The sequence below is a fragment of the Aphanothece hegewaldii CCALA 016 genome, from assembly GCF_003007785.1.
Classification (GTDB): Bacteria; Cyanobacteriota; Cyanobacteriia; order Cyanobacteriales; family Microcystaceae; genus Chroococcus; species Chroococcus hegewaldii.
In genome coordinates, this window is sequence record NZ_PXOH01000017.1 from 50,467 (window position 1) to 77,199 (window position 26,733).

21 protein-coding genes are annotated in these 26,733 nt (G+C 37.7%); all 21 read left to right on the plus strand.

The annotated features are described in order from the left end of the window. Nucleotides 1–173: 173 nt before the first annotated feature. Nucleotides 174–536 carry a hypothetical protein gene (locus C7H19_RS15320; protein ID WP_106457761.1) on the plus strand — a complete coding sequence of 121 codons (363 nt, stop codon included), beginning with the start codon at nt 174–176 and terminating at the stop codon, nt 534–536. Next, on the plus strand, nt 490–3,348 hold the full coding sequence (locus tag C7H19_RS25755; RefSeq protein ID WP_181280628.1) for a helicase HerA domain-containing protein: 2,859 nt from the start codon (nt 490–492) through the stop codon (nt 3,346–3,348). The genes C7H19_RS15320 and C7H19_RS25755 overlap by 47 nt, the downstream gene beginning before the upstream one ends. Further along, nucleotides 3,348–4,565 carry a hypothetical protein gene (locus C7H19_RS15330; RefSeq protein ID WP_106457763.1) on the plus strand — a complete coding sequence of 406 codons (1,218 nt, stop codon included), beginning with the start codon at nt 3,348–3,350 and terminating at the stop codon, nt 4,563–4,565. Before C7H19_RS25755 ends, C7H19_RS15330 begins: the two co-directional genes overlap by 1 nt. Before the next feature lie 7 nt (nt 4,566–4,572). After that, nucleotides 4,573–5,730 (plus strand): hypothetical protein, encoded by a 1,158-nt coding sequence (locus C7H19_RS15335; protein WP_106457764.1) that lies wholly within the window; start codon nt 4,573–4,575, stop codon nt 5,728–5,730. A 9-nt stretch (nt 5,731–5,739) separates the two neighbouring features. Beyond that, complete coding sequence (locus C7H19_RS15340; protein ID WP_106457765.1) at nt 5,740–6,489, plus strand: hypothetical protein; 750 nt, start codon at nt 5,740–5,742, stop codon at nt 6,487–6,489. A 23-nt stretch (nt 6,490–6,512) separates the two neighbouring features. Then, complete coding sequence (locus C7H19_RS15345; protein WP_106457766.1) at nt 6,513–8,024, plus strand: hypothetical protein; 1,512 nt, start codon at nt 6,513–6,515, stop codon at nt 8,022–8,024. 473 nt (nt 8,025–8,497) lie between these two features. Further along, nucleotides 8,498–9,295, plus strand: a complete 798-nt coding sequence (locus tag C7H19_RS15355; RefSeq protein WP_146136529.1) for a hypothetical protein — start codon at nt 8,498–8,500, stop codon at nt 9,293–9,295. Between the two features lie 14 nt (nt 9,296–9,309). Beyond that, a complete protein-coding gene (locus C7H19_RS15360) occupies nt 9,310–9,501 on the plus strand; it encodes a hypothetical protein (protein ID WP_106457769.1) in 192 nt (63 codons plus the stop codon). A gap of 34 nt (nt 9,502–9,535) precedes the next feature. Next, nucleotides 9,536–9,934 (plus strand): hypothetical protein, encoded by a 399-nt coding sequence (locus tag C7H19_RS15365; RefSeq protein WP_106457770.1) that lies wholly within the window; start codon nt 9,536–9,538, stop codon nt 9,932–9,934. A 3-nt stretch (nt 9,935–9,937) separates the two neighbouring features. Beyond that, entirely contained in the window at nt 9,938–12,469 is a 2,532-nt protein-coding gene (locus C7H19_RS15370) for a M23 family metallopeptidase (RefSeq protein WP_106457772.1), read from the plus strand. Between the two features lie 29 nt (nt 12,470–12,498). After that, on the plus strand, nt 12,499–13,200 hold the full coding sequence (locus C7H19_RS15375; RefSeq protein ID WP_106457774.1) for a hypothetical protein: 702 nt from the start codon (nt 12,499–12,501) through the stop codon (nt 13,198–13,200). A 57-nt stretch (nt 13,201–13,257) separates the two neighbouring features. After that, nucleotides 13,258–13,935, plus strand: coding sequence for a hypothetical protein (locus C7H19_RS15380; protein WP_106457776.1), 678 nt, complete (start codon nt 13,258–13,260; stop codon nt 13,933–13,935). A 196-nt stretch (nt 13,936–14,131) separates the two neighbouring features. Next, on the plus strand, nt 14,132–14,836 hold the full coding sequence (locus C7H19_RS15385; protein WP_181280629.1) for a hypothetical protein: 705 nt from the start codon (nt 14,132–14,134) through the stop codon (nt 14,834–14,836). Next, nucleotides 14,829–16,604, plus strand: coding sequence for a type IV secretory system conjugative DNA transfer family protein (locus tag C7H19_RS15390; protein ID WP_181280630.1), 1,776 nt, complete (start codon nt 14,829–14,831; stop codon nt 16,602–16,604). The genes C7H19_RS15385 and C7H19_RS15390 overlap by 8 nt, the downstream gene beginning before the upstream one ends. Nucleotides 16,605–16,615: 11 nt before the next feature. Further along, the gene (locus tag C7H19_RS15395) at nt 16,616–17,272 is read left to right on the plus strand and encodes a pentapeptide repeat-containing protein (RefSeq protein WP_106457781.1); all 657 of its coding nucleotides are present in this window, start codon (nt 16,616–16,618) and stop codon (nt 17,270–17,272) included. Nucleotides 17,273–17,763: 491 nt separating this feature from the next. Further along, complete coding sequence (locus tag C7H19_RS15400) at nt 17,764–18,684, plus strand: sigma-70 family RNA polymerase sigma factor (protein ID WP_106457782.1); 921 nt, start codon at nt 17,764–17,766, stop codon at nt 18,682–18,684. A gap of 1,022 nt (nt 18,685–19,706) precedes the next feature. Next, the gene (locus tag C7H19_RS15405; RefSeq protein ID WP_106457784.1) at nt 19,707–22,892 is read left to right on the plus strand and encodes a plasmid replication protein, CyRepA1 family; all 3,186 of its coding nucleotides are present in this window, start codon (nt 19,707–19,709) and stop codon (nt 22,890–22,892) included. A 362-nt stretch (nt 22,893–23,254) separates the two neighbouring features. After that, on the plus strand, nt 23,255–23,506 hold the full coding sequence (locus C7H19_RS15410; protein ID WP_106457786.1) for a hypothetical protein: 252 nt from the start codon (nt 23,255–23,257) through the stop codon (nt 23,504–23,506). A 17-nt stretch (nt 23,507–23,523) separates the two neighbouring features. Next, entirely contained in the window at nt 23,524–25,389 is a 1,866-nt protein-coding gene (locus tag C7H19_RS15415; protein ID WP_106457787.1) for a DEAD/DEAH box helicase, read from the plus strand. Between the two features lie 129 nt (nt 25,390–25,518). Then, entirely contained in the window at nt 25,519–25,788 is a 270-nt protein-coding gene (locus C7H19_RS26465) for a hypothetical protein (RefSeq protein WP_106457789.1), read from the plus strand. 524 nt (nt 25,789–26,312) lie between these two features. Next, complete coding sequence (locus C7H19_RS25345; RefSeq protein ID WP_146136531.1) at nt 26,313–26,726, plus strand: hypothetical protein; 414 nt, start codon at nt 26,313–26,315, stop codon at nt 26,724–26,726. Nucleotides 26,727–26,733 lie beyond the last annotated feature (7 nt).

Here is a 26,733-nt window from a genome sequence, read left to right on the forward strand (position 1 = left end):
CAAGTTCTAACTTTCACAAAAAGCCAAGCCTTACGCCGATTCAATGAACATTGACTTTCTATGGACAGTCTTCTAAAACATCGCTTATTTATGATACACATGAACTAACTAATCAAGACTGTCCATATTTGTCCAGTTTTTTTCCAAGGATTCATAAAATCGATTAACAAGCAATGTCTAATGAAAAGAATCCTCGATTAGTTAACCGCGCTGTCGGGATGCAATTAAAGATCGGGATGCTCCCACTGAGTCAATTAGCATTAATCGGCATGGTTGGGTTCATCCTACTTTATTTAACACTTTTGCTTAAATGGCCTTTTTATGTTGGACTACTTCTGTTCGCTATTATCTCTGGAACATTAATCGCATTACTAGGAGATAAACCTTGGTTATTCCTGCATAAATTTGCTTTCCCTCCACAAATCGTTCGTGGAGGCTCTTGGTATCATCCTCTACTTCCTTCAAAAAATCTCGATAAATCTAATTATTATGGCTGTCATCGGTACGAAAGAAAAGTTAAAAACCATTACCTATAAAATGGAGGCGTTTGAGAATAGTGTCCACTACCAAACAATGGTTTCCTACCGAATGCAAGGACTTAACGTTGGAGCTTACCTGTTAAAGCGTTCCCCTAAAACACCTTATTCCTTAACTTTCGGTTTCGAGTGTCAAGGAATCCATAGTTTTTTATCAGACGAGCAGTTTGAACGAGCGTTCAATGCTTTAGAAAGTGGATTAAATGCTTTGCCTAATGGCGAAACATTAACCATACATTTAGGAGCCTATAAAAGCGATCGCTCTCGTCAAAAAACCTTAGATGAGTTAATTGCTCATACAAATTATCCAGAACTAGAATTCCTTTTACACGGGGAAAAAGCACGAGTAGCTGAACTGACTAAAAGTGGACTTAGAGAACCGAAAACCTTACACATTTTTGCCACCCATCGTTTAAGTCAAACCAATCAAGAGAAGCACTGGACAGATAAAATCAGCAGTAGCTATCAAAAAATCTGGTCGGAATTTACGGGGGACAGTCAATCATTTAATTCGACTGAGCAATTCTTACGAGGAGCATGGGGTAAAGGTTTTTTGCACTGGAAAAATATTTTAGAACAACAGTTAGAATTGAAGCTGCAACCCATGACTGACCAGCAGATGTGGGATTATCAACATTATCGACTCAATTCACGTGATATCCCTTCGCTCCCTGTACCACAAACAATTGTTGTTCAACAAGATCAGCCTCTTCAAGAAATCATCCGTTCCAGGCGACATGGAACAACTTTACTCTTACAGACTGAACCTGAATACACAAAAGAATATGTCAAGCTTGGTGATGATTATCTAGGAGTTTTAACCTTTTGGGATAAACCTGGAGCATGGTCAGATAAACGCCATCAACTTCCTTATCTATGTAACTTAGTTGCTCATGATATCGTTACAGATACGGAAATTATTGTACAACTTCAGCCAGGAGACGATAAAAAGCTTAACTGGAAGCTATCGCGTTTAACCAAACAGGGACTTGCTAAATCTAACTACCGTCAGAGCAAAAATGATGTCGATGTCGCTTCCAAATTAAAAGCGCAATTAGGGGAAGAAGCGCAATTACGAATCTTAATGGGTGAAGTTCCAATTTACGTTTCTGTTGTTTTTCTCGTCAGGCGAAAATCGTTGAATGAATTAGAAGATGCCTGTCGATTTATTCAAAACTCTTTCAAACGTCCCGCGTGGGTGGTTCGAGAACGTCAAATCACGTGGGATGTTTGGCGGCAGACATTACCTATTGTTGATGAGCCTTTACTGGTCTCAATGGCTTCGGGTTTTAAAACTGACCGGCGGATGCAATATCTCAAACAAGAAACGATGGGATTTCTTCCTCTAGTTAAAACCTATAGCAGAGATAACAAAGGCTTGGAACTGATTGCAGAAGATGGCGGAACTCCTATTCATCTCGACTTGTTCAGTCCTGGAAATGATAAACATCGCCATGTTCTAGTCCTCGGAACAACTCGTTCGGGAAAATCTGTATTAGTGGGCGGATTAATTACTCAAGCATTAAGTCATAATGTTCCCATCGTGGCACTTGATTATCCCAAGGAAACAGGAGAATCGACTTATAGTGCTTATACCCGTTTTATGGAGGGGTTTGGTGCTTATTTTAACGTTGCTCAAGAATCGATCAACCTGTTTGAGATCCCTAACCTTTATCGTTTTTCACCAGAGATCCAGAAAATTCGCCTTACAGCTTTTAAAGATTTTCTTGTTACCTGTTTACAGGCAATGGTTGTTTTAGATTCCCCCGATATCCTTCTCAATCAAACAATCCGGACTTGCTTGTATGATGCGATTAATAATTTCTTTGAAAATCGAGCAATTCAAAAAAATTACCGAAAAGCTTTAACGGCATCTTTTGGCTCAAAGGATAAACAGAAAATCCCAACCTTAAAAATCTTCCTCCTTTATTTAATGAATTTAATCAATAAAGGATTCTTTAAAGTTTCTAACCGAGAGCATCAATTAGCTGAAACGTTAACTCAAAAAGCTCTAGACCAAATTTTGTTGCGGCTTAAATACTGGACAAATAGTATGGTTGGCAAAGCGATTTCCCAACCTTCTTCAGTCCGAACTAACGCTTTGTTAACGGTGTTAGCTCTGACCAACGTTTCTGATAACGAAGACGCGGCGATCCTTTCTTTAGTTGCCTATGCCTTTTCTCTCAAACGAGCAATGGAATTCCCATTATCGATCTTTTTTATTGATGAAAGTCCCATTTTGTTTAAATTTAATTCAGTTCGTCAGATTGTTGAATCAATAATTGCTAATGGTGCTAAATCAGGGATTCGCTGCATCATTTCAGCCCAAAGCCCTGATAAAATTGCCACTTCTAAAGAAGGAATGCAAATTCTCTCTAATATCAATACAAAGTTGATTGGCAAAGTCGTCAATTCGGCTGTTGATAATATTTGTTCGATTCTTAAATATCCTCGTGAGATGGTTTTAGCTTGTGCTGAGAAATTTAAGATGAACCCCTATTACCTTTATTCCCAGTGGCTTCTTGAAGACGATGGCAAGATGAGCTTTTGTCGTTATTACGTTCCCTATGTTCATTTAGGGTTAGTAGCGAATAACCAAGATGAGCAGTCGATTCGGGAGGAATTTGAAAAAGCTTATACCGATAAATATGAAGCGATGTCTTATTTTTCAAGAGCTTTGGTTAAAAGTATCCAGTCGGGACAACCGCTTGGCTTAGTGGCTAAAGATTTTCTTCCATTGCCACAACAAAATATTCATGAAACCGATAAAAAAAGTCAAGATTTTAGCAATATATTAATAAAAGCAGCATAATGAAAAAATTAGCACTCGTCATTATTTTAAGTTCGCAATTAGCAGTAGCGGTAAATCTTCCAGCTATTGCAGATGATACTACTACACCTGTCATTCCAACCAATACTGAAAACACATCAACAACTGAAAACGATGAGGGATTGACCTTTGACGGAATATTAGGAACAATCAACGATTCATTAGATACTGTTGATGAATTCCTAGAAGGGGGAAGTGATTCAATCTCTGGTTATTTAGGAGAGGTTGCTGATTTAGTTGGCGATCTTTTTGGTGATACTGGCGGTCAAATTGCTGGCTTTTTTCAAGATGTGGCAAAAGTCATTAACTTGGTTAACCGTGTTGCTAATGGTGTTGGCAAAATTGGCAGTTTTTGGCAGGATTTTTACTCCTCTGCTTTAGGGGCTTTTGGTGAAGCTAAAAGCTGCATTTCTTCCCCCATTACTATCAATGGTTCGAGTCAATTGATTGATTATGATCCTTCAACATGGTGTTTTGGACTGTTGGCTGGTGGTGATGGTGACGGCGATGGTGACGATGGTGGTGATGGTGACGATGGAGGAATCATCGATGAAGAGGAAGTATTTATTGACGCTCCCAGTTATCCATCTGGAATATTTATCCCTGACGACAGTAGCGAAGAAGAAGATGGTGGTGATGGTGACTCTTCTTCTGATCCAACAAAACCCAAAAGCATTCCTGAAGTTATGGCTTTGGCTGCTCAGGGAACAGTTACAGGTATCCCAGATCTTGATGAACTTCGCCAAATTGCTAATGAAGTCAATCTCAAAAATACGGATGCTTTCGAGACGATCAAGCCTGTTCGTAATTATCACACATTAGACATGATTGAAAATGGAATTATAAGGAAAATAGGCGCACAACCTTTATCTAAAGCAGGACAACAGCAGGTTGCAGACACGGTTCGAGCAACACAACAGATGATTGTTCAATCTTCGCAAATAGCCGCTTCGGCTCAAGGCAAAAAAATTACTCAAGATGTGATGAAGGACATGACAAGCATTCAAGCCACTCAATCAGGGATCTTAGGCGCGATCGCATCTGATACCGCCACTAATCGATTTCAATCAGCAGCGACCAATGTGACACTGAGTAATATTTCCCGCCAATTAGCCGAACAGCAGAAGTATCAACGCTCCCAGAAAGGAGTTCTCGCTCAACAGCTACTTTTTAAAGGTTTTTCTTCTGATTTGAGGTAATAATTTTATGTATTTTTTTACAGCAGAGCTTTCCGAAAATCCATTTCTTGAGAACTATAATGAGCAACAAAATGAAGTATTAATCAAACAGCTTGAAGCAGCAGTTAATAAAAGCCAAGAAATTGCTGATTCTTGGGATGAAATTTGGCAACGTTCATTTCATCTCGTTTTACCTTCTGGTGATGGAGATGTTGCCATTGCTGGTAACTGGTTGTTTGGTAAACTTTGTACTTTGGGTTTTTGGATTGCCTTATCCTGTGTCATATTTTATGGATTTAGCCAATATAAATATTGGCTTGAAGGAAATTATCTACAATATATTCTGTCAATTTTTAATCCTTTGATTGTCGTCATCTTTCTTTCAAATAATGGTGCTTTAATGGTTGGAGGGTTTGAATTGTTAAGAAATGTTGGAAATTATGCTAATGAGCAGATTCTAACTGGTTCTTTGCAGGGGATGAATTTGCAAAATGCTTTTCGCCTGGCTAATGCTAGTTTTGGTTTTAAGTATGCCTTCAATACTCAACTAGAGCAGTGTATGTCTTATAGTGGCGATATCCAAACTGCCTGTATTAACAATCTTGTTGGCCAAGCTGAAGCGATGAAAGACTTTCTCCTTAAAGAGTCTATTGTTTCAAGATACGAGGGTTCGTTTTTCGACAAAATTTTACCTGGAGCAAGTCAATTATTAGATCCAGAGTTTTGGGAATCAATTGGAAAACAAATTTCTCCTTTCAATGTCTTAGGGAATGATTTAGAAGCCTTCCTTTTTTCAGTTTTAAAATCTCTTCTTGAAGCCTATCAACACCTGATGGAAGTGGCATTAATTCTTATGGGATATATGCTGCCGCTAACTATGGGATGTTTGCTGTTACCTTTTGGAGCCAACGTCATTTTAAGCTGGATATCTGGCTATATTGCCATCATTATTGCTAATCTCAGTTACAACGGAGTTACTGGATTAATGGCTACCTCCGCAGTTTTCTCAACTCCTGACGATCCTCTTCCTTTCGCAACTGTTTTGGGACTTTATGCGCCAGTTTTAGCTAGTGCGATCGCAGCAGGTGGTGGTGCAGCAATTTGGTCTGGTATTAGTAGTGCTACAAGTGGAGCTATTAGTGCAGGTTTTGATGTAGCAAGTACCGCTTTAAAATTAGTCAAATAAGTTATTACTATGCAACTTCTTCATAAATCTCATCAAACGGTAGTTGGGAAAAAAGACCCTGATCGTCTGTTCAGGATAACGGTTCTATTTCTTACAGGTTTAAGTTTCATTAACTTTCTTCTTCTTATTGTTTTAGCATCTGGATTACGAATGGTGGCGACACGTCCTCTACCTAACTTCGTACAACTGACAGATGGAAAGACGATCGATGTCCGCCCTGTCGATCCGCTTTATCGAGATCCCGAAACCATCAAAGATTTTGTAAGCCAAACCAGTTACCTCTTATTTAGCTGGTCAAATCGGATTGCGGTTGATGAAAATGGCTCCAAAACCATAAAAACCGATGAAGGGGTTTCAGTGGATGAAAATCAACGAGTCACGACTTCAACTTGGGAGGCAAGTTTTGCTCTTTCTGAAGATTTTAGATTGGAATTCCTTAAAGGGCTGGCTGATTTAATGCCTCCTGAAATTTGGCGAGGTAAAACTTATGTCTCCGTAAAATTTATCGATATTTCTGAACCTGTTCTCATTTCACCTGGACGTTGGGAAATTAATCTTGTTGCTAATTTAATCGTGCAAGATGGCTTAACTCCCGCAGGTCGAGCAATTCCTTTTAACAAGACAATTTTAGTCAGAGCGATCGCTAATCCTCCTTTACCGCTTCTTGAACAAGCAACTTATTTACAAAAAACCATTTATAAAATTCGCTCATCTCGAATGGAAATTTATGAGATCCGAGATCTCGAAAATGAAAACTAACAACTTTTTAAGGATTAATCAGCATGACTACAGCTAACCGTTTAGCTCAATTAGCGGGTTTAGAAGACCCAACCCCTGAGCGTTTGGAGATTAACATTCAAACGGAGCCATCCAACTCTACTACAGAAACTTCAGAGAGTTTATTTTCAAGCGATGAGATTGAATCGGGTGAAGAGGTCAATCGTTGGTCATTCGGGGATAAAAAACGATTACCCAAAATGCTGTTGATTGCGATCGCTACCTCTGTAGTAGGAAGTGGTGGTTTATTTCTGTGGTCACTTAGTCAATCCCCAACGGCTCAACCTATCCCTGAAACGAAAAAACCAGAGGCAACAACAACACCTCTAACTGATGAAAACGATCCAGAGTTAGGCCAGACAAAAACAAAATTAGGTTTGCAAACTCAGCAACAACTGCTTGAACAACCTGTCGAACCATCACCTCAATTAGTTCCTGTAAGACAAAGAACAGCAGCCCCATCCACAAGAGTGGCTCCTTCAACTCGTCAGCAAACAGTCGCGGAGGCTAGACCGATTTCTTCGCCTCCAGTCCCTCGTCCTCCAATTTCTCGTGTTGAAAGACCAGCATTTGTTAATGTTAGCCGTCCAATTTTACCTAAAACGTATCCCAGTCCTGTTGTTAGGCCACAAGTAAGGTCAACAGTACCGACTTTTACTCCCCTCCCTAAAGTTGAGCCACAGCAAGCATGGCTCGAAGCTTCTCGCTTAGGCAGTTTTGGGGAAAATGCTTCTTCCTCTACGGAAAAAAGAAACCGTTCTCAATCTGTTATTCAGTCCTATGAAGAACAAGAACCGACTCAAGAAACTCAAGAAGTAGTGACCGAAAGTAAGGAAGTTTTTTACTCTGAAGAAGCGGCTGTTTTAGATGAACGAACGTTTGAACGCGTCGCTGTTTCTGCTGGTGTTAAAGGACGTGGTGTTTTAGAGACAGCGATCGCTTGGTCTGGACAAACCGTACCAGAGGATGTGTATTTAATTCGCTTAACCGAGGCAATGGTCAATCGTAAAGGAGAAATAATTTTCCCAGAAAATACAGTTATTTTTGTTTCGCTCAAAGATGCTCGTTCAGGGTTGGTTCAATTGAAGACTGATTCGGTACTTTTGCCAGACTCGACAGATGAGCCAATTACTTTACCGTCATCGGCTTTCTCAATTCGCCGTAGTAATGGTAGTCCACTCATTGCCAAACAGCACAATTATTCAAATCAGGAAAAAAGAGGAATTAATGTTCCAGGTTTAATGTTTGATGTACTATCAAGCGCGGCTCAAATGACGATGGGAGGGAATTCTGATAATCCTTACCAAAGTTATTACCAGATGGATCGCTTTAAAGATATCTACGATCGTAATTTTGCTCAACAAGAATCTAGACCTAATAGTTATTATCAGCAGCCATCTATCAGCAGTTGGGAGCTAGAAGCAGGGGTTGAAGTAACTTTGTATGTCACTAAAGGTTTTTCATTTTCTGTACCTATTCAAGAAAATATTCAAGAGGAACAAAACAATGATTGGTAACTTTTTTTCAAGAGATAAGCAACAGTCAATTCATGAGCAGAATATTAATTTATCTACTGATCAAGGAGATTTTATTGCTTTCATCTTTATTTTTCTCATGTTAGCTTGTAGCCTAACTTTTTCACGCTGGCTTAATTTTAAAAGTTTTCAAGATAACTTTTTTAAACAACACACCCTAAAAAAGGACATAGACAAGTATGGACAGCCTTCAACACCTAAGACTTTATAACTTAGCTGAGAGATCTAATAAAAAGGGGTCACGCTCGCTTGCCGAAGTGCTGTCCATCGAAAGTCAAGACTTTATGTAACTCTTGGAAAGAAACTGGTGGAGGGGGGACAATCTTATTATTTAAATCCTAAATTAGAACCAAAAAACTCTTGTTCCGAAGACTGTCCCCTTTTCACAGGGTTTAATGAATCCCTATGTGTAACTAATAGATTTACATATGTGTGTCTATTTAATGGAGCTAATTATGCTATCTAATTCGACTTTTGATTTAAAATATCTTTTGCCTTGGCTAGTTTTACTATCACTTGCCTTTATGGTTAAAGAGCCTGAACAAGTTGTGGCTAATGAGGCTAGTTGTGCTATTAAGTCGTTTAAGGCTAAAGGAGAAGCAGGAAATCTACCCATTTTAACCATTTACAAAGGTTCTGGACTTAATATTTCCTTTATTCCTGTCTCTCAAAAACTTAAAAAAGTGTGGCTCGACGATCCCTCCCAAGTAACAGTCGATTTTGATGCTCCTCTAGAAAAAGGAGCGTCCGTTATTCACCTAAAGCGAATTAATCCACTTAACTTTTCACAACTTCCTAAAAGCGATCGCACTTTGTTAACCGTAATCACCACTAGCCCACAAGGACAGCAATCTCGTTATCAGTTTCGGCTAACTTATGGCAACGCCGGAAAGCCTTCTTGCTATGGCATTAGTGTTGTACCTGATCCTGTCGCTTCCGTAGCTTCAGTTTCTTATTTACCCGTTGAACTTGAATCTAATTTAATGAGTGGTTTAGCGATCGCTAAAAGTCGAGGACTAATTTCTTCATTACAAGGAAATTTGGTTTTAGAAAGACGGGTCAAGCAGTATATCAGTTTACGCAAGCAGGGGATGGATGAAGAACTTGCTCAGACTAGAGCCAAGATTTCTCAAGGCTTTCTCGATCGCTTGCAAGAATTAGCTGATAGTGCAGTTCAAGAGCCACCCGATGAACAAGAGATTGTTTGCGATCAAGATGCGTTCAAGTTATTGGAATGTTTATTAATTGATTAATTTTTTTCAAACTTATGATCATTACCAAAAAGTATCGTTTTCATTTATTAATGTACGGTTCTTTAGCTTTAAGTTTTCTAGTTCTTTATCTTGTTCTATCTAGAACAATCGATTTAAATTTAGTTTCTTCGAGTTTAGAACAATTAAGTTTCCATTCATCAGGTACTTGTCAATGTCCTCTGTGTCAAGTGATTACCATTAGTTAATACAAACCGAGATATTATTTTTGGTCAAAAAAATATGTACATTAAAAAACCCAAAGATAGGATTCTTTGGTCAATCCCAGAGAAACCTGCTCTCGTTCAAATCTTGGCAAATGGTCGCAATGTTGGAATGATCGCTGATACGGGACAAAAATCCAAAGTCATTCGCCCACTTTTAAATTCTTTGCTCAAACAAATTCAAAACCGCCCAAGTAACATCGATTTAATTGAAGTTTATTTCGATGATTATCAAGTTTTAAAACTAACCAGTCTGAAAAAAACTGTGGTGAATGAATTAAAACTTTTCTATCAATATTATCCTAGATATTTGACTTGGTTGATGGACAACGATCGCTTTATTGTTAAACCTCCAACCTTTTTGCTTGAATGGGAAAAAGATTTCTGTGGAGTCGCTAAAATAATTAAAGGGAGATAAGCGGTGTTTCCTCAGATTGTAAAAAAGCTCACCATCGCTTTTTGCTTATCTTTGATGTTGCTATTTTTAGTTTCACCGTTTCAAGGCTCTGGCAAAGTTCTAGCCGATCCAATTGAAGAATTAATCGATGAAAATGAACTTGAAGAGACGGTTCCCGTTCCAAATCCTGAACCCCCTACGTTAGGTAATCTTTCACCCGAAGAAATTTTACAGAATGCAGCCATTATCAATTTATCGACTTTTTCCTTGTCGGATTTTGGCACGTTGCAGTCGGATGGAGCGATCAATGTTGCTGATTATTTAGATGAAGAACAGTATAAACAGATGACCTCGCAGTTAGGTTACGATCCTTCTTTCTCTTGGAAAGCAGGCGATTCACTCAGCGATATTACGACAGTGGGAGATCTTAGCACTGATTCGACAATTGCTAATTGGTCACTTTCAACGGTAGCCGAAGCTAATACCCCGCCAGGACAAGCGATCGCTGATGTCGGGCAAACAGCTTTAAGTGATTACAAGTTGCCATTTAAAGGAAACTTAGAAGATTTAATTGATGCTCTGCCGATTACAGGAAATTTGAAAGTTAAGGATGTTCGCCCGATTTACGACTGGGCCAAGCAAAAGTTAGGGTGGGATGATGTGACAGCAGCCAAAATGGGAGGGCAGACAATTAGTAATTTCGCTAAAAATAATAATTTCAATAATCTTACCTTCGAGAATTTTGACTTTTCTTCTTATACAGTTGATGAAATCCCGGGGCTAAAAGATGCCAGCTTTAGCGATTTTAGAAATTGGGAAACTGCTAAAGTTTCTGAAATTCCCCAAATGGATACTACGCCTCTACAAAAATATATGTCAACCATAGGGGAGTACTACAACAAAGCAGCAGAAGTTGCAGGATACCTAAATATGAACTGGGTTCCCTTTGCTCGTGTCGATGTCGTCTATGGACAGGCGGAGGGTAATCAAAAACAGGCGGGTCGCCAGAGCGTATCAGGCAGTAACTTGGTTGGCTACAATGTTGTTTGTGATACTGATAGCTGTCCCTATATTGAGTTAACTGATTTTTTCGGTTTGAACATTCCTTTTTTCGGGGTGCATGGTAAGGCATGGTTTGATGGGTATCATACGCCTTGGGTAAGTGGCGGAACGGGAATGTTCTCAGGGCTTCCTGAACCGACAGGGCGTAACCCTGCTACCAATTTTTTCAAGATGGTCATTACCAATACCAGTGAAAGTGATGGTCGTGCTGATATTGGGATTAACGGTCGGGTTTGCTTTTGGTGGGGGATACAGCATTGTACTCCTTATGTACTTGGTCCTGCTCCTTTTCTACCCGTTTATGAAAATCAATTCATTGTTTTAGGACTGGATTATTTTGGAAACTGGGGAGGCTCTGGGGGAATTAGTGGTGGTAGTGGTTTATCGGCAGCACAGCAGCAGTGGGTAGAAACTCTATCTTCTGTTGCTCCTGAAGTTTACGACCAGATTCAGAAATACGCTTCGGGATCTGGCGGTAGTGGAACGCAATACGGTAATCCTGGGGAATATGAAGGAGCGGTGAATACAGGAGAACCTTGTCAAACTTATCAGGGAGTTAATATTTCAGCTTTTAAAAAGTCGGTTGCAGATATTGAAAGTGGAGGGCAACCCAATGGCGGTTATGGCGCTGTTGGTAAATATGCTCCCTGTGTCGGAGGATGTACAATTCCAGGAGGCCATGCTTTGGGAAAATATCAATATATGACTTATCGAGAGGAAGTCATCCGAATTTTTAACAGTAAACCAGGAGGCAAAGAAATTTTACAGAGAAGTTATGCCAATACAATCAGTAAAGAAGAATTAAAAGTTGCTATTTCAAAATACTTCCCTCCTGCTGTGCAAGAGCAACTAAAAACAAATGATTTAAAGTCAAAACTTGCTCAGTTAGAAAAAGATGGTTATCAAGGGGAGCAGCTTGTTTATCGCTACGCTTGTTATCATTACAGTGGAGACAAGAAGGTTTGTGGTGATGCTAATAATCCGACTTATGCCAGCGATGCTCTTAAAGGTTATAAAAAATATAGTTCAGCATCCGTGGCCCAATGCCAAATTGCTAAACAAACAACTGGTATTTGTTCAGGGAAAATGATCGTTCCGACAAGTGGAGTATGGACATCAGGATATGGACCAAGAGTTCACCCAGTTACTGGACAACCAAAACTTCATGCTGGAGTTGATATTGCTCCTCCCTTTGGAACACCAGTTCGAGCCGCCGATGGTGGAGAAGTCATCTTCGCGCAATTTAATGGATCGGCTGGAAAAGAAATTAAAATTAGACATTGCAACGGATGGGTTACTAGATATCTTCATCTCAGCCGCATTAATGTAAAATTCGGACAAAAAGTTAATCAAGGTCAACTGATTGGCGAAGTAGGAAGTACAGGTTTATCAACTGGCCCACATCTTCACTTTGAAATTCGTATTAATAATGGAACTACAGCAGTAGATCCAGAAAAACATCTTCCAAAAATACCAGGATCGCCAAACCTATGAAAATCAAAATGAGGAAACTACTTTTGATTATGGCTTTAAGCTTAATATTTGTTACCTTGCTCAAGTACAAAGTGACGAGTAACTCTTTAAAGTCATCGATAAATACTCAAGTAAATACTGCTCCGAGGGAAAATATTGACAAATATGGACAGCCTCTCTCACAACAGATCAACTGTGACACCGAAGGACTCAATAAAAAAGGCTGGAAATATTTGTCTGACTTTTTTGGCTCTCAAACAATTCCAAATTCGATTAGCACCTGTTTACCCAAGGGGATTTACTCAAGCTATCTAAATGCTCAAGTTAATGCTCAAGGAAAAACTTATTATTCAATAATTTGGGAACGAAAAATACCTAGTGATATCTTTGATGGAGAGATGGAGCCAATTCAACAACTAACAGTGATTTTAAAAGACGATATTGGATGCCAAGTTCTTGTTCCTCCCGAAAAAGGATTATATTATTCAAAAACCCTGTTCATGCCGCTTCAAATTTCTCAACAATTAGCTTTAAATGCTTTGCAAAGGCGAATTACTTTAGTTGGTGGAAAAGAAAAATTTCTTGAAGCTTTAAAGAAAAGTAATTTAGAAGATGATGCTGGAACCAGCCCTCCTCTGTTTTTTCCTGAAGATAAATGGGCTTATGAGCAATTAGGACTTAAAGTTCCCAAAAATGCGATCGTTAGAGAAATTTTTAATGATCAGGAAATTATCAATGAAATGGAACAATAAACTACTTACAACTAATTCCTAAGAGCGTTATGGTGAGGTTCCTTAAGAGGAAAATTGATGAAATTGAAAATTTTTGTTAACCAGTTTATTTTAATTGCAGGATTGTCTTTGTTGCAATCTTGCCAGTTCGTTACTGCCCAGTCAGATCAAGAATTAAATTTTATTCCGATTAAGGAATGGGGAACTTTAGGGAAAGCTCCTAAAGGGTTACTTGAGCAATTCAAATTGGATAATCAAGAGTACCTGCAACATTGGGTAGGAGATCCAAAACGCTTTCTCGTACAGACTTATCGCAAATTAGGACAGAAAACAGTTTTTATAATAGATCCTAGATCTGAATGTCTTCAAATTGGATGCGCTGACGATCGCTCAATCTATTTTCAATATTATGCTCCATTTTGCGGTGGTGAAGTTACTCATTGTAAAGTTATGTTTTATGTCGAAGATAATAAAAAGTTTCATTCTGTTTCGAGTGCTAATTTTGTTCCTCAAGGTGATGGAGATGAATTTTTATTCGCTTTAAGTGAACAGCAACAGAACGGTCTACCTCTTTGTTGGGAAGTCAAAGGCTATCCCGTCTTTTCAGAAGAGCAGATTTCACTCCCAGTTCTTAAACAAGATGAACGTTATGTTTCACGCTATTGCTACAATGGACAAAAATATAAACTCAATAAAATCTATACAGAACGTTGGTCTTGGGTAATTCAGCTTAGAGAAAGCTATCAGAAAAAATAGATATTATTCTAATAAGACCGTAACTTTTTGTCAGCAAAAGTTATTAAATAAGCTTTGTTTTAAATTCTAGGAAAATTTCTGAATTGTCTAACTTTGTTAAGGAGATAGAAGAATTATGATCGAACAATTTGGCAAAGATGTGATGAACATCGAACAGACAACCGTAGCCGAAAGCAGTAAGTTGTTAATGCAGTTAATGAGTTTAATTCGACAACGAGTTGACAAAAATAAAGTTCTTGTTGATTTTGAAAAAAGCAAGCCTAGTGAAGTCAGAATCGATATCGATCATAAAAACGTTTTTAAAGGTCGAGAAAACGACCCAAAGCTGAGTTCATCTATTGAGCCAAAAAGTTTAGAGAGCATTACTAGCTTATTAAACTTACCTGATGGGGAAGAAGTTGATTTACCTTATAAAAATATTTCGATTAGGATTAATGATCAAGAAGTTTTTAAATACGAAAATGGCCAAGTAGTTTTAAATGCTTTAGCTCCACAAGTTAGCGAGCGCTCAATACCTACTTCTGCATCTAAGACAACTAAACCATTAACTCGTATTGAACAACTTGACAAGATGGCTAATGAGCTTCAAGGTCTTGAAATAATGGAATCTCTAGCGCAGATTGTTAGAGAAAAAGGTAGCATTCAATCCATCCTTGATGACGAAGGGAATCAAACTTTAATTAAAACATTAGAGCATGAAAACTACTTAATGGTTGTAGCAGATCATGGTTTTTCTATTCAGGATAAAAATCAAAAAGTTTTATTTCACCAAGAAATCGGAAAATTCACAAAAAACTCTTTATCTAATGAAGATTGGCAAAAATTAAAAACTTTTGTTAAAGAATCGCAACAAGAAAAAGAAAATACTACTCATGAAAAAGAGGAAATCGAAATTGACTAATCAACAGATACTTTCACAACCCTTATCACCTAATTCTTCGGACAATACTAACGGAATTACTCAATTCTTAACTGAGCCAACGGGACTGTTCCTTATGGGAATGCTCGGATTGATTACTACTCTAAAAGTTTTCGATTCTCAAGGAAAGAAAAAAAATATTTTAGCGAAAGCTCGATGGGGTGGCGAGAAAGAAAAACGAAAAGCGCTTGCTGTGGCAATGAAGCAGATTGAAAAGCGAAAACGCAATCCGATCGCATTATATTTAGATCGACCTCGCGCCATTTCAAAAACTCCGTTAATGTTACCAGATATGAATCGAGGTTCTGTAGTTGTTGGTTCTCCTGGAACGGGAAAAACCATTTCTAGTTTTTTGCCCATGATTTATTCAGGAATTGATCAGGAATTTCCAATGGTCATTTATGATTTTAAATATCCTGACTTAACTGAGCAAGTTGTAGGGTTAGCTGCCAAAAGAGGATACAACATTCATATCTTTGCACCAGGATACAAAGAATCTAAAATTTGTAATCCGCTCGATTTTATCGATAAAGAAAATCCGTCTTTGATGGCGGCTCAATTTGCTGAAGTTCTCAATCGTAACTTTAAGGGAGAAGATAGTAAAGGAGAAGACCAGTTCTTCAAGAAAGCGTCAGATATGCTGGTTAAGGGAATTCTCATGCTGGCTAAAGAAACCGACTTTCCAGACTTGCTGACCTGTGATACTTTGTTAGGGCTATCATCATTAACCGATCGCCTCCAATTTCATCAAGGAAAAATTAGAGAACTTACCTATCGAGCATTTGCTTCTTTGATAGCTAGTGCAGGAAGTGAGAAAACAGTAGCAGGAATCATTGCCTCGGCTACCAACAATTTTAGTTCGATGATGATTCCTGAAATTCTGGCATCTTTAACAGGGAAGACGGACTTACCGATTGAGGTGACGGGTAAAACGATGATTATTTTGGGGTTAGATCAAGAAAAGCGCGATGTTCTCACGCCTATCTTGGCATTGATCCTTGATCTGATGATTGCCCGAAATGTGCGTTTTAAAAGAAAAGATCCATTGTTATTATTTTTGGATGAATGCCCAACGTTGTATCTACCTCGTCTCCCTAACTGGCTTAATGAATTCCGTTCCAAAGGTTTATGTACGATTTTAGGAATTCAAAATATCGTTCAAATGGAACATAAATATGGCAAGGAACTAACCAGAGCTATTTTAGGAGGTTGTAATACCAAAATCTGGTATAACCCGCAAGATTACGAATCAGCTAAGTTGCTTTCGGATTCCTTGGGAAATGAGGAGGTAAAATATAAACAGAGATCTCGAACCACAGGTGGTAAAGGTTCAACCAGTATTTCTGAACAGCTTCAAAGTCGCCCACTTTTTTCGGCTGATGAATGTTTAAGATTACAAACAGGCGAACGGATCATTACCAGTCCGGGATATCAAACCAGTAAAGAAGCTTATATTCCAATTCGAGATCAGGTTGTAATTAATGATGATTGTGTTGTTTCTCCTTTGTTCACTAAAACACTTAATGAGAGTACCGATTTATGGGTTTCTTGTCAGGAGAAATTAAGTCACCAATCTAGTCAACAACCAATTGGCGATGATTATATGCGTCAGAGGCGCTTGGTTTTGGAAGAAGTCTATGCCCTGCCGAAAGATCATCAACAGGGTCAAGGCAAAGGAAAAGGGAAAAATACGATCGTTGATCGGGTTAAACAAGCTAAAGCGTCGAGTACAGATCATATTCAAACTTAAAGTAATTAATCATGGAAGCTTTAGAAACACAATTCTTATTAAAAGTAAAAGAAAAAAGGCAAGAATTAAATCTTGCACCTCTGTCACATAACTTGCCCCTAATGGACACCCTCGACAGTCCAAAAACGCAGGTTGCCTCGAATTATGCTGAAGGACAGCGTAATTTTAGTCGAGTTAATTTAGCTAATCAAGATTTAGAGGGAATTGATCTATCAGGGGCGTGTTTAGTTGGTGCTAATTTTTTTAACTGCAATTTACGCGGAGCCAAGCTAGAAGATTGCGATTTACGATTATGCAATTTTCAAAAAAGCAATTTATCTGGAGCCTCACTAAAACGATCTAATTGTGAAAAAGCTCGTTTTCTAGGAACTAATTTAAGAAATGCTAATCTAGAGCAGGCTAATCTTCAAGAAGCCGTTATTGAAGCAGTTAAATGTAAAAGAACTAATCTAAAAAAAGCCTTACTGACATCGATTAATAAATCAGGTCGTAAGCGGATGATTAAAATTAAATATCCTTGCTTTATTCCCCTTGGAGAATATGATTATGAAGGGTTGCTTCAAGAATATAATTTGCAGTATAATCGACTAAAGAAAGCAGCAACAATAGTGATGCTCTGCCTGTTATTTGGTTTTCTTAATTTTTTAGCTTTTCGTTTCCAGATTTAGAAACTCACGAACGAAAAATCTCAGTTTTAAGAGTTTGGCATTTCGACAGTTATACAGCAGTTTATCGCCAAACAGAATTTTTACCTTTAGCAAAGGGATTCATTAAACATTGACAAATATGGATAGTCTTCTACTATACAGATTAATCATGATCCCCTTGGCTCAACCCAACAAGACTGTCCATATTTGTCCAGTTTTTTTCCAAGGGTTTTAAATTTTATGATTAAATATCCAAGAACAATACTTGTTTGCTCAAGTAGCCTGCTAATTTTAATTTATTTTTTATTAGCTTTAGAGATTGCTTCAATTACTCAAAGATAGCTAGATTTAAAAAAAAATAAAATAAATAATCTTAGCTAAAACTTAATAGTTTTTGTATTACTCCGAAGTAAATTCGCAGGCACTGTCTTCTAAAGGCAGTGAACGGCGGAGTTTATTAATAAGGCTGTCCATATTTGTTGTGTAATTTATGACTAATTTTTCAGGGAAATATGACAACATCTTATCAACAAAATACTCAAGTTTCCGTAGATCCAGTCAGAGCTTATTTGAAAATGATTGGTCGAATTCCTATGCTTACACAAGAGGAAGAAGTTAAGTGTGGACAATACGTTCAACGATATATTCAACTCAAAAAGCAATCAGCAGAATTAGAACAAAGCCTAGAAGTCGAGAAAATTATTCAATTAGGTGAGCGCTCTAAAAAGATCATGATTGAAGCTAACCTTCGCTTGGTTGTTTCAATCGCTAAACTCTATTCCCATCGGGGGTTAGATCTTCTTGATCTTATTCAAGAAGGCACATTAGGATTAGAGCAAGCTGTTGAAAAATTTGACCCAAGCAAAGGTTATAAATTTTCAACTTATGCTTACTGGTGGATTCGTCAAGGAATGACAAGAGCGATCGCCAATCAAGGTCGCACAATTCGTTTGCCGATTCATGTTTATGAAAAACTTAACAAACTCAAAAAAGTTCGTCGTCAGATTGCTACTGAAAAAGGTCGTCGTGCAACGCTTAAAGAACTAGCGGTTTCTCTTGAAATGACTGGTGAACAAGTTAGACAATTAATTCTCCAACAAATGCAGACTACTTCTTTAGATCTTTTAGTTGGTTCTGAACAAGACACTAATTTAATCGATTTATTAGAATCTGCCGAAATCGAACCAGAAGAAAAATTGTTAGCTGAAAATTTACAAGAACAGATTCAAAGCTTGTTAGGAGAACTAACAACGAAAGAACGAGAAGTAATTGAATTACGCTTTGGACTATTAGAAAACGGAGAATCAAGCTCGTTAGCCGCTTGTGCTGCGAAGTTTGGGATTTCTCGTGAGCGAGTTCGCCAAATAGAAATTAAAGCACTCAAAAAATTACGACATCCTCGTCTGAGAAATCAAGTCAAACATTTTCTGTGATTAACTTAATTTTTAAAAAGAAATTAAACTTTTTTAAACCCAAGCAGTTACTCAGCAGATCGTCTATAATATTTTTTGTGATGCTTGGTTGAGGGTGCTGAAAAAACTCATTCCGTTCTCGACATTAAACTTCACGTTTCTTTCTTTTTAAATACTTCAAAATAGATTTTTAACGTGACAAGTTCAGCTTGCTATTCCCCTTGTGAGGTTTTAGCAGTACAATTAAGTAAACATTTACGCTCAGGAGATTTTATCTTTTAAATTTATGCACAAACAGAGCAATCACATTCAAGAAGCCCTAACACCACGAAACACCATCCTCTCTAAGTCTGGTCAACTTTTGGACGGTGTTTCTACTTGGGCTTTTTCATTGGGGTTCTCTGTTAACAAAACAAAGAATACATCGGAAGGAGGTGCAGATAATGTAAAAGACTAAATTTTACATTGCCTGAACTGTCGAAATCAGCAATCGGCAGTTACATATTCATACTTGAGTTGATTATAACCTCCCAAGTGTGAAACAGTCAATCATTGTCAAAATTTTCTTAAATAAAAGATAAAAAAAGGGATTTTGACGAATTTAGTTCTTTTACAGCAATGCGCTTTCCTTTGATCCACCACAATCATTCAAAGGTATCTTTATGCAGTTTTTCGCTTTAAAAACGGCTAACTTAATGCCGTTGCTACGGTCAATCGATAATTCCTGATTCCCTAGTTGTCACTTCGGAGGCTACCCAAAGCTAAGGACATCTCTATGTCCTATGAGCTAGGCGTAACTTGACTATTGCTTAAAAAAGAAAAAAGCTGGTGATGTCTCAAATGGTAACTTGCCCAATCGAACAACCAAATCAGATTACTTTCTGATTGATGTTCACAATGAACGTCAGCTTTCCCAGAAGCTACAACACAGCTTCCACAATACAAAACACTTTAATTATCCCTATTTTGGCTGTTCGATTGGGAGAGGAAATTACCGAATCTTGAAGCATGACTGGCAATCTCCATATTTACTGAGGTTGTTCATGAACGAAAAATATACCGTAGAGTCCCATCATTATCAAGAGTTTAAGAGAAGTGCGATCGCATCAGAAATTATAGAATTGAATTTTAAATCAATTGAAAATAACTTAGCTTACAAAGAAGAAAACTCAGCTTACGAGTCCCTTCTGTACGGCCTTCCTAACACAGAACGCCGCAACGACGGAAGGCTAAGAGATAAATGGATTAAACGGTACAGCCATCTAGATGACGGCGGTTGGTGGTGTGGTACAATTGACCCACTAACAGGCTCAGAATCTGAATGGGGATGTTTTAAACCCGACAAACCAAAAATTGACTTTGACTCCAAAAAACCAATTAAATACGAACACCCACCAAAAGTTCCGACAGAGGTATTTTTCCTAAGAGTCACTTGGGAAATTGGATTAAAAATCGCCACTAACTGTGGATTAGAAGCGAACTATAAAGAACGAATGGCTACCTTAATCGGGATTGCCACTACCCTGACGTTTTTAAAAACTGAGGATACAGGATTCTGGCAGTGGGTTATTAAAAATCCCAAAATCCGACTTATGATTACAGAAGGAGCCAAAAAAACCGCGTCTTTACTTAGTGCTGGTTATTGTACCATTGGTCTACCTGGAATTTGGGGCGGCTATCGACAACCAAAAGATGCCGAAGGTATTGTTACGGGTTTGCCTTATCTAATTCAGAAGTTAGTACCGTTTGCCACACCAGAACGAGAAATTAGTTTTTGTTTTGATCATGACCAAAATCCCAAAACTGCTCAAAACGTAAGAAGAGCGATCGCCAAAACAGGAAAGTTATTTGCCATCAAAGGTTGTCAAGTTTCTGTCATTGCTTGGGTAGTTTCAGAAAAAGGCGTTGATGACTTGATTGCAGCAAAAGGACATGAGTATTTCGACACTTGTTATAAAGAACGTTTAACTATTGAAGAATACCAATTAGAAGAAATTGTCGATCTTTCTCCTTATATAGATTTAAACATTAATGAACGATATTTACCCGATGGATTAGTACCACCCCCCAACGCTAAAATTATTGGCTTACAGTCGATTCAAGGCACAGGAAAAACCGAATATTTAGCCCGTCTAATTAAACCATTGCTTGATGAAGGAAAGCGGGTAATCGTTATTGTACATCGTGAGCAATTAGCGATCGCATTATCTAACCGTTTTTGTATTGATTATCGTACTGAAATTTATCAATCAGCCACTAAAGGAATTTTTGGCTATACGCTTTGTATCGATAGTTTACATCCCTTCGCTAACCCTAAATTTAATCCTCAAAACTGGTCCGATGCAGACTTAGTTCTTGACGAAGCTGAACAAGCTTTTTGGCATCTACTCAATGGGGAAACTTGTAAAAAGAACCGAGTAGCGATTTTAAAAACTTTAAAAGAACTGATACAGGTTGTGATTTCAGGTGATGGTAAAATTTATCTAGCCGATGCCGATTTAAGTGCGATCGCTGTTAATTATGTCAAAGCATTAGTGGGTTTTCCTGTGCCAACTTGGATTGTTAAAAATAATTGCATTCCCAATCAAGGTAAGAGAAAATGTTATCAATTTACAGGCAATGACCCCTCACAACTCGTCAGCCAGTTAGTTAAGAAAATTGAAGCAGGTGAAAAGCCTTTTATTTTAACAGATGGTCAAAAACATCGTAGTAAATACGGAACTCGCAACCTTGAATACGACCTTCGTAAACGCTTTCCTCATTTAAGAATTTTAAGAATCGATAGTGAAAGTGTTGCTGACCCCAAACATCCGGCTTTTGGTTGCATGGGGAATTTAGATGAAATTCTCAAAAACTATGACATTGTCATAGCAAGCCCGACGATTGAGACGGGAGTCAGCATCGACTTAAAAAACCACTTTACCAGCGTTTGGCAAATTTCTCATGGGGTTCAAACTGTTGACGGGGTTTGCCAAGGGATTGAACGAGTTAGAGATCACGTGCCTCGTTATATTTGGCTCAAAAGTTTTAGTCCAAATCGTGTAGGAAATGGTAGTATTGATGTAAAAACTTTGTTAGCTTCTACGCATAAATTAGCAGAATTAAATATTCGCTTATTGCAAAAAGCGGGATTTCACGAGTTTGACGGCGTAAAATATGCAGAAGAAAATGAAGAATTTAACGGAATTTCCCCGTCTCTTTTGGCTTGGGCTAAACGAGCTTGTGTTCTTAACTATCAAAACCGCTTTTTCCGAAAACACGTCATTAAGAAGTTAACAGCAATGGGATACGAAGTCATTTCCTTCAATGACGACGATGATTTTGATGCTCAATTAATTAAGCAAGAGATCACTTTATCGCAACAAGAAAATTATACAGATTATTGCGAAAAGGTATCTGAAATTGAAAATCCAACTGACAATGAATTTTCGGAACTTAAAGAAAAACGCTCCAAAACCGAAGGAGAATCAATTAAGCTCCAAAAAGGTCGATTATGTCGCCGTTATTTAACTGAAAATGTTAAAACAGATCTAATTCAAAAGGATGATGATGGGTGGTATGCTAAGATTCGACTGCACTATTTTCTAACTATGGGAAATTTGCAACTCAGTGAGCGTGATCGCAAATATTTACAAAAAATGTCTGAAGCAGGGAATGGTGAATTATTTAAGCCCGATGTTAATAGTTCCCTTTTATCAGTCAAAATTGCCACATTAAAACTAATTAACATCTCTCAATTTTTAGATGGTCAACAAGAATTTACGAGTAATTCACTTCAAGAGTGGTTTGAAGAAATCTCGAAACCAATTCCTAGAAGCCAAATTAAAAGTATTTTGGGGATGAGCATTAATCCTCAAAAAGATACTCCTATTGCAGTTGCCCAACGATTGTTAGGACTCATGGGACTAAAGATGACCTGTTTGGGTCGTTTTGGGATTCATCAAGACTCGACAAAGATGGTTGTCGAGCGAAGTCGAGATATGGACAGTCCTCAACACAACGAACTAACTATGACACCAATAGATCTGGAAACGAACTCAACATCAAGGGATTCACAAAGTGTTGACTCATCCTTACAAACTTCAACGACCAAAAATCGCCAACGAGTTTATCGCTTGCTTACCGAAGAACCTGATGGACGGAATGAGATTTTTGAGCGTTGGTTAGAAAAAGCTATGTCCACCCCCTGTATAAATAATGAAATAGAAACAGGGGAGATGGCCGCGTAACAGTTTTTTAAAAGAAAACCAAAAGTAGTTTTTCCCCAAATTCAATTTCATTCTTTCGATGATGAGACGTAGAACTGTCTAAAAAATTAGGCGGCCTCAATTCAGGAATAGTTTTTTCATAGATTATTTTTCATGGATTATAATTGAGTTAAGTCCCATTAGTACAAAAGAAAAAAAAGGCTCAACAAGATAAAGCGACAGATGCCGGATGAGGAATTTTTTTAGAGAAAAAAACCAAGATATTATCTTCTGTAGGTAGCTGGGATTTTAGAGGTACAAAAAGTCATGACAAATATGGACAGCCTTCGTAGCATGAAGACTATGGGTCAAAACGAGAGATCTAAAAATAAGGCTGTCCATATTTGTCTATTTTTCATTTAGGAGAAAAAAAATACCTTGAGGCGATTCTAAACCAATTAGAATTGATGATTGCCTATTATTCCTATGGTAACGGAGAAATCATGATTGAGGATTCGATGGACTGGATTGATTTAGATTTTAAGGCAACGCTTTCTAAAATTAATAAAATGCTTAAAGCCGAACTCGGTCTTCAAGTTTCCAACATGGACAACACATTTTCAACAACTTTATGGTTTGAGATGAAAAAAAAGTAAACGTAAAATAAATAGGCATGGATTTACGCCCCTATCAACAAGAATTAAACAATCAAATCAACGACCAGTGGTTTAAACAAGGTTTGCAAAAAGTCATGTTGCAACTTCCAACTGGAGGGGGCAAAACTGTACTGTTTGCTAAATCGATTGAACAGCTAACCCAACAAAAAAAGATTTGTTTAGTGCTAGTGCATCGTGAAGAATTAATCATCCAAGCTGTTGATAAGCTTAAAAAAGTAACTCGTAAAAAAATTGGAATTATCAAAGCGGGATATCAACCAAATTATAAAGCTAAAATTCAAGTCGCTTCAGTTCAAAGTTTAGTAAGACGATTAAATCATCTTCCAAAAGTTGATGTGATCATTATCGATGAAGCTCATCATGCCACAGCCAATAGTTACCGTAAATGTGTTGAACATTATCCTGATTCACTTATTCTAGGGGTCACAGCAACCCCAATTCGCCTTGATGCGACTGGTTTTCGAGATCAATTCGAGGTGCTAATTACTGGGCCAACCATTAAAGAACTAATTGCCCAAAAGTATCTCAGTCGATTTCGTTTGTTTGCAGATCCAAAACCGATGACGACAAAAGGTGTGCGAATGGCGCAGGGTGACTTTTCGGTAGAGGGACTCGCCAAAGCTAATAATGCGTACGAATTGTCGGGAAATTTAGTGGAATCTTACCGTCGCTATGCTTTTGGACAGCAATGCGTTGTCTTTGCGATTAATGTTGAACATAGTCAAGCTATAGCCCAAAGATATATTGAAGCAGGAATAACAGCAGCGCATCTAGACGGTACTTGTTCTCCTATGACACGAAAAGCCGTACTTGAGCAGTTTCGTCAAGGTCAGATTAAAGTTCTAACCAATTGTGCTTTGTTTGATGAAGGCTTTGACTTGCCTAGTCTCGGTGCAATACAAATCGCCAAACCTACTGCTTCGTTAACTCGACATTTACAAATGGCAGGACGAGTTTTGCGACCATGCGCGGGGAAGGAATGTGCGATCATCATTGACCACACGAAGAATTGGGCAATTCACGGTTTACCTAACAAAGATCGAGAATGGACACTCGATGGTGTAGTGCCAAAAGAAGATAAGACGACAAAACTTGTCCACAACCCAGTTTCAGGAGAAGTTGAAGAAATTGAAATTATTGAGGCTTCTGTGCTGCTTGAAGAAATTAAAGAAGAAAATAAATTTACAATTATTTCCAAACCAACAAATACACTCGATGACCAAATCACTACGGCTGAAATTAACAAAGATTCACCTTTAAATCTGTTTGCTGATTCAACCATAGAAAAATCTCAATTTCTTCCTAAAGAAATTTCAATACTTAAGGAAGACCCTCCGGTAGATTGGGAAAAGCTTTGGCTAATGTGGTGGTCAGAAAAAGTGCGGATACAACAAATTAAAGACTATAAAATAGGTTGGCTTTGTTTTCAATTAAAAGAACATTATGCCCCACAATTTCTTTGGGATAAATATAGAGAATATAAAAAAGAAAGCCTCAGAATGTCAAGATTATCTGAAGACCAACTGCCTTCTGAGCAGCTAAACTTATTAGACATCGGTCAGACCTTTCAAGGTATGTCAATTGAAAAAACACTTTTTCTAGAGCAAAAAGTTTTGCCGAAGGAAATGTTGGCTATTGAAAATATTTTATCAAGAGCTTTGTCAAGAATTTCAGTAGTAGCTAAATGTCTTTTTCGAGAACACTTTAAGATAGTTAGTTATGAACAAAATAAAGTTGTTTTAGGAACGTCTTCCGAAGCAATTTATAAAATTGCACAGTCGAGAAAAATTGAGTTAGAGTTAGCGTTAACTTATGAGTTTAACTTCAAAATTAGTTTAGAGCTTGTGACAATTAATAGTTAGAATGCTTGGTTAAATTCTGGTATTTTTTAATTTACTAAATAAAGTTTCCAATCAGTTAAGCTGTAACTATTATGTTTGAACAAAAATTATCAGAAAAGTAAAAAAAGATTATCATTTTGAGGTTGCTTGATGAAGACCAAAAAATTATGCTGTCAAATTAATGCTAAGGCTAAAAGACTTAAAACTTTAAAAAAACTTGAAACTACCTTAAAAGCTCTTAATTTTAACAATCAATGTCTTAGCTTAGTTAAGTTAGCCGAACTATCAGGAATTAGCAAAACTTGGCTTTATGAGCAAAAAGTAATTAGAGAAATTTGCAAAACTCAAATTAGAGAAAATTCAATTCAGGTTCTTTTTCGATATATTGAGAACGAAAAAAAACTCCTAGAAAGAAATTAGACAAATATGGACTTCTGTAGTCTTCTACAATCCGGGAGCCTATTTAAAAACGAATTATCTATGGAACCAACAGACCATACAACAAAGGCTCCCGGATTGTCAGACAGTTCTAAGCCTTCTATCCCACGAATTAATCATGAGACTTTTCGGAGCAACACTACAAGGCTGTCCATAAATGCCCACGACTTCAATGTACTCCATATTTGTCAAAGCTTGATTGTACTAATTAAATCCAAATCTAAAGATTTTTCCAAAACGACAGAATAGATAAACATTTATTTTTGAATGCTGCTACGTTTCGGAACTTTTCCACAACGAAACATAAAGACATTTCATTTGGTCAAAAATGTAGATAATATGCAAATTAGAAAAGATTAATTCTCAAACATTTCTGATTTTTGATATTGTTCTAAGTTCCCATTGACAAATTTGCTTTTTGTCTGTTTGTTGCTGTTTTATTTTGTCAGAGCTTTTTGTGAACCATATTCATAAATACACGCAACTTTAGCTAGGAGATTACTAAAATGAAAAAAAATACAAAACTTGCTATTTTAGTGGCACTGTTTGGTTGGCCAATTACTTTAATTAATTCAGCAGAAGCCGCCATTATTAAAAAATACGACTTTGAGAGTGGAAATTATTCGGGTGTAAACCGACAATATCAAGACAAAACTTGTAGCACCAGTAGTAACTATATCGACAACAGCCTGTTTGATATCGTAGATTCACCGGGAGGAAGAAGTGGCAAAGCCGTCAGACATAATATTGAAAACTGTGATGAACGTAGCGAGTTCGTCGTGCCAGTCGGAACCTTAAAAGCGGATTCATTAAACATTGACAAATATGGACAGTCTTCTACTATACAGATTAATCATGAGACCCAAGGAGCAACCCAACAAGACTGTCCATATTTGTCCAGTTTTTTTTCCAAGGGGTGAAGAATAT

What these genes read in the sequence shown, in the direction of transcription:
- C7H19_RS15320 (WP_106457761.1), top strand. Translation starts at nt 174, where the DNA reads ATGTCTAATGAAAAGAATCCTCGATTAGTTAACCGCGCTGTCGGGATG.
- C7H19_RS25755 (WP_181280628.1), top strand. Translation starts at nt 490, where the DNA reads ATGGCTGTCATCGGTACGAAAGAAAAGTTAAAAACCATTACCTATAAA.
- C7H19_RS15330 (WP_106457763.1), top strand. Translation starts at nt 3,348, where the DNA reads ATGAAAAAATTAGCACTCGTCATTATTTTAAGTTCGCAATTAGCAGTA.
- C7H19_RS15335 (WP_106457764.1), top strand. Translation starts at nt 4,573, where the DNA reads ATGTATTTTTTTACAGCAGAGCTTTCCGAAAATCCATTTCTTGAGAAC.
- C7H19_RS15340 (WP_106457765.1), top strand. Translation starts at nt 5,740, where the DNA reads ATGCAACTTCTTCATAAATCTCATCAAACGGTAGTTGGGAAAAAAGAC.
- C7H19_RS15345 (WP_106457766.1), top strand. Translation starts at nt 6,513, where the DNA reads ATGACTACAGCTAACCGTTTAGCTCAATTAGCGGGTTTAGAAGACCCA.
- C7H19_RS15355 (WP_146136529.1), top strand. Translation starts at nt 8,498, where the DNA reads ATGCTATCTAATTCGACTTTTGATTTAAAATATCTTTTGCCTTGGCTA.
- C7H19_RS15360 (WP_106457769.1), top strand. Translation starts at nt 9,310, where the DNA reads ATGATCATTACCAAAAAGTATCGTTTTCATTTATTAATGTACGGTTCT.
- C7H19_RS15365 (WP_106457770.1), top strand. Translation starts at nt 9,536, where the DNA reads ATGTACATTAAAAAACCCAAAGATAGGATTCTTTGGTCAATCCCAGAG.
- C7H19_RS15375 (WP_106457774.1), top strand. Translation starts at nt 12,499, where the DNA reads ATGGCTTTAAGCTTAATATTTGTTACCTTGCTCAAGTACAAAGTGACG.
- C7H19_RS15380 (WP_106457776.1), top strand. Translation starts at nt 13,258, where the DNA reads ATGAAATTGAAAATTTTTGTTAACCAGTTTATTTTAATTGCAGGATTG.
- C7H19_RS15385 (WP_181280629.1), top strand. Translation starts at nt 14,132, where the DNA reads ATGAGTTTAATTCGACAACGAGTTGACAAAAATAAAGTTCTTGTTGAT.
- C7H19_RS15395 (WP_106457781.1), top strand. Translation starts at nt 16,616, where the DNA reads ATGGAAGCTTTAGAAACACAATTCTTATTAAAAGTAAAAGAAAAAAGG.
- C7H19_RS15400 (WP_106457782.1), top strand. Translation starts at nt 17,764, where the DNA reads ATGACAACATCTTATCAACAAAATACTCAAGTTTCCGTAGATCCAGTC.
- C7H19_RS15405 (WP_106457784.1), top strand. Translation starts at nt 19,707, where the DNA reads ATGAACGAAAAATATACCGTAGAGTCCCATCATTATCAAGAGTTTAAG.
- C7H19_RS15415 (WP_106457787.1), top strand. Translation starts at nt 23,524, where the DNA reads ATGGATTTACGCCCCTATCAACAAGAATTAAACAATCAAATCAACGAC.
- C7H19_RS26465 (WP_106457789.1), top strand. Translation starts at nt 25,519, where the DNA reads ATGAAGACCAAAAAATTATGCTGTCAAATTAATGCTAAGGCTAAAAGA.
- C7H19_RS25345 (WP_146136531.1), top strand. Translation starts at nt 26,313, where the DNA reads ATGAAAAAAAATACAAAACTTGCTATTTTAGTGGCACTGTTTGGTTGG.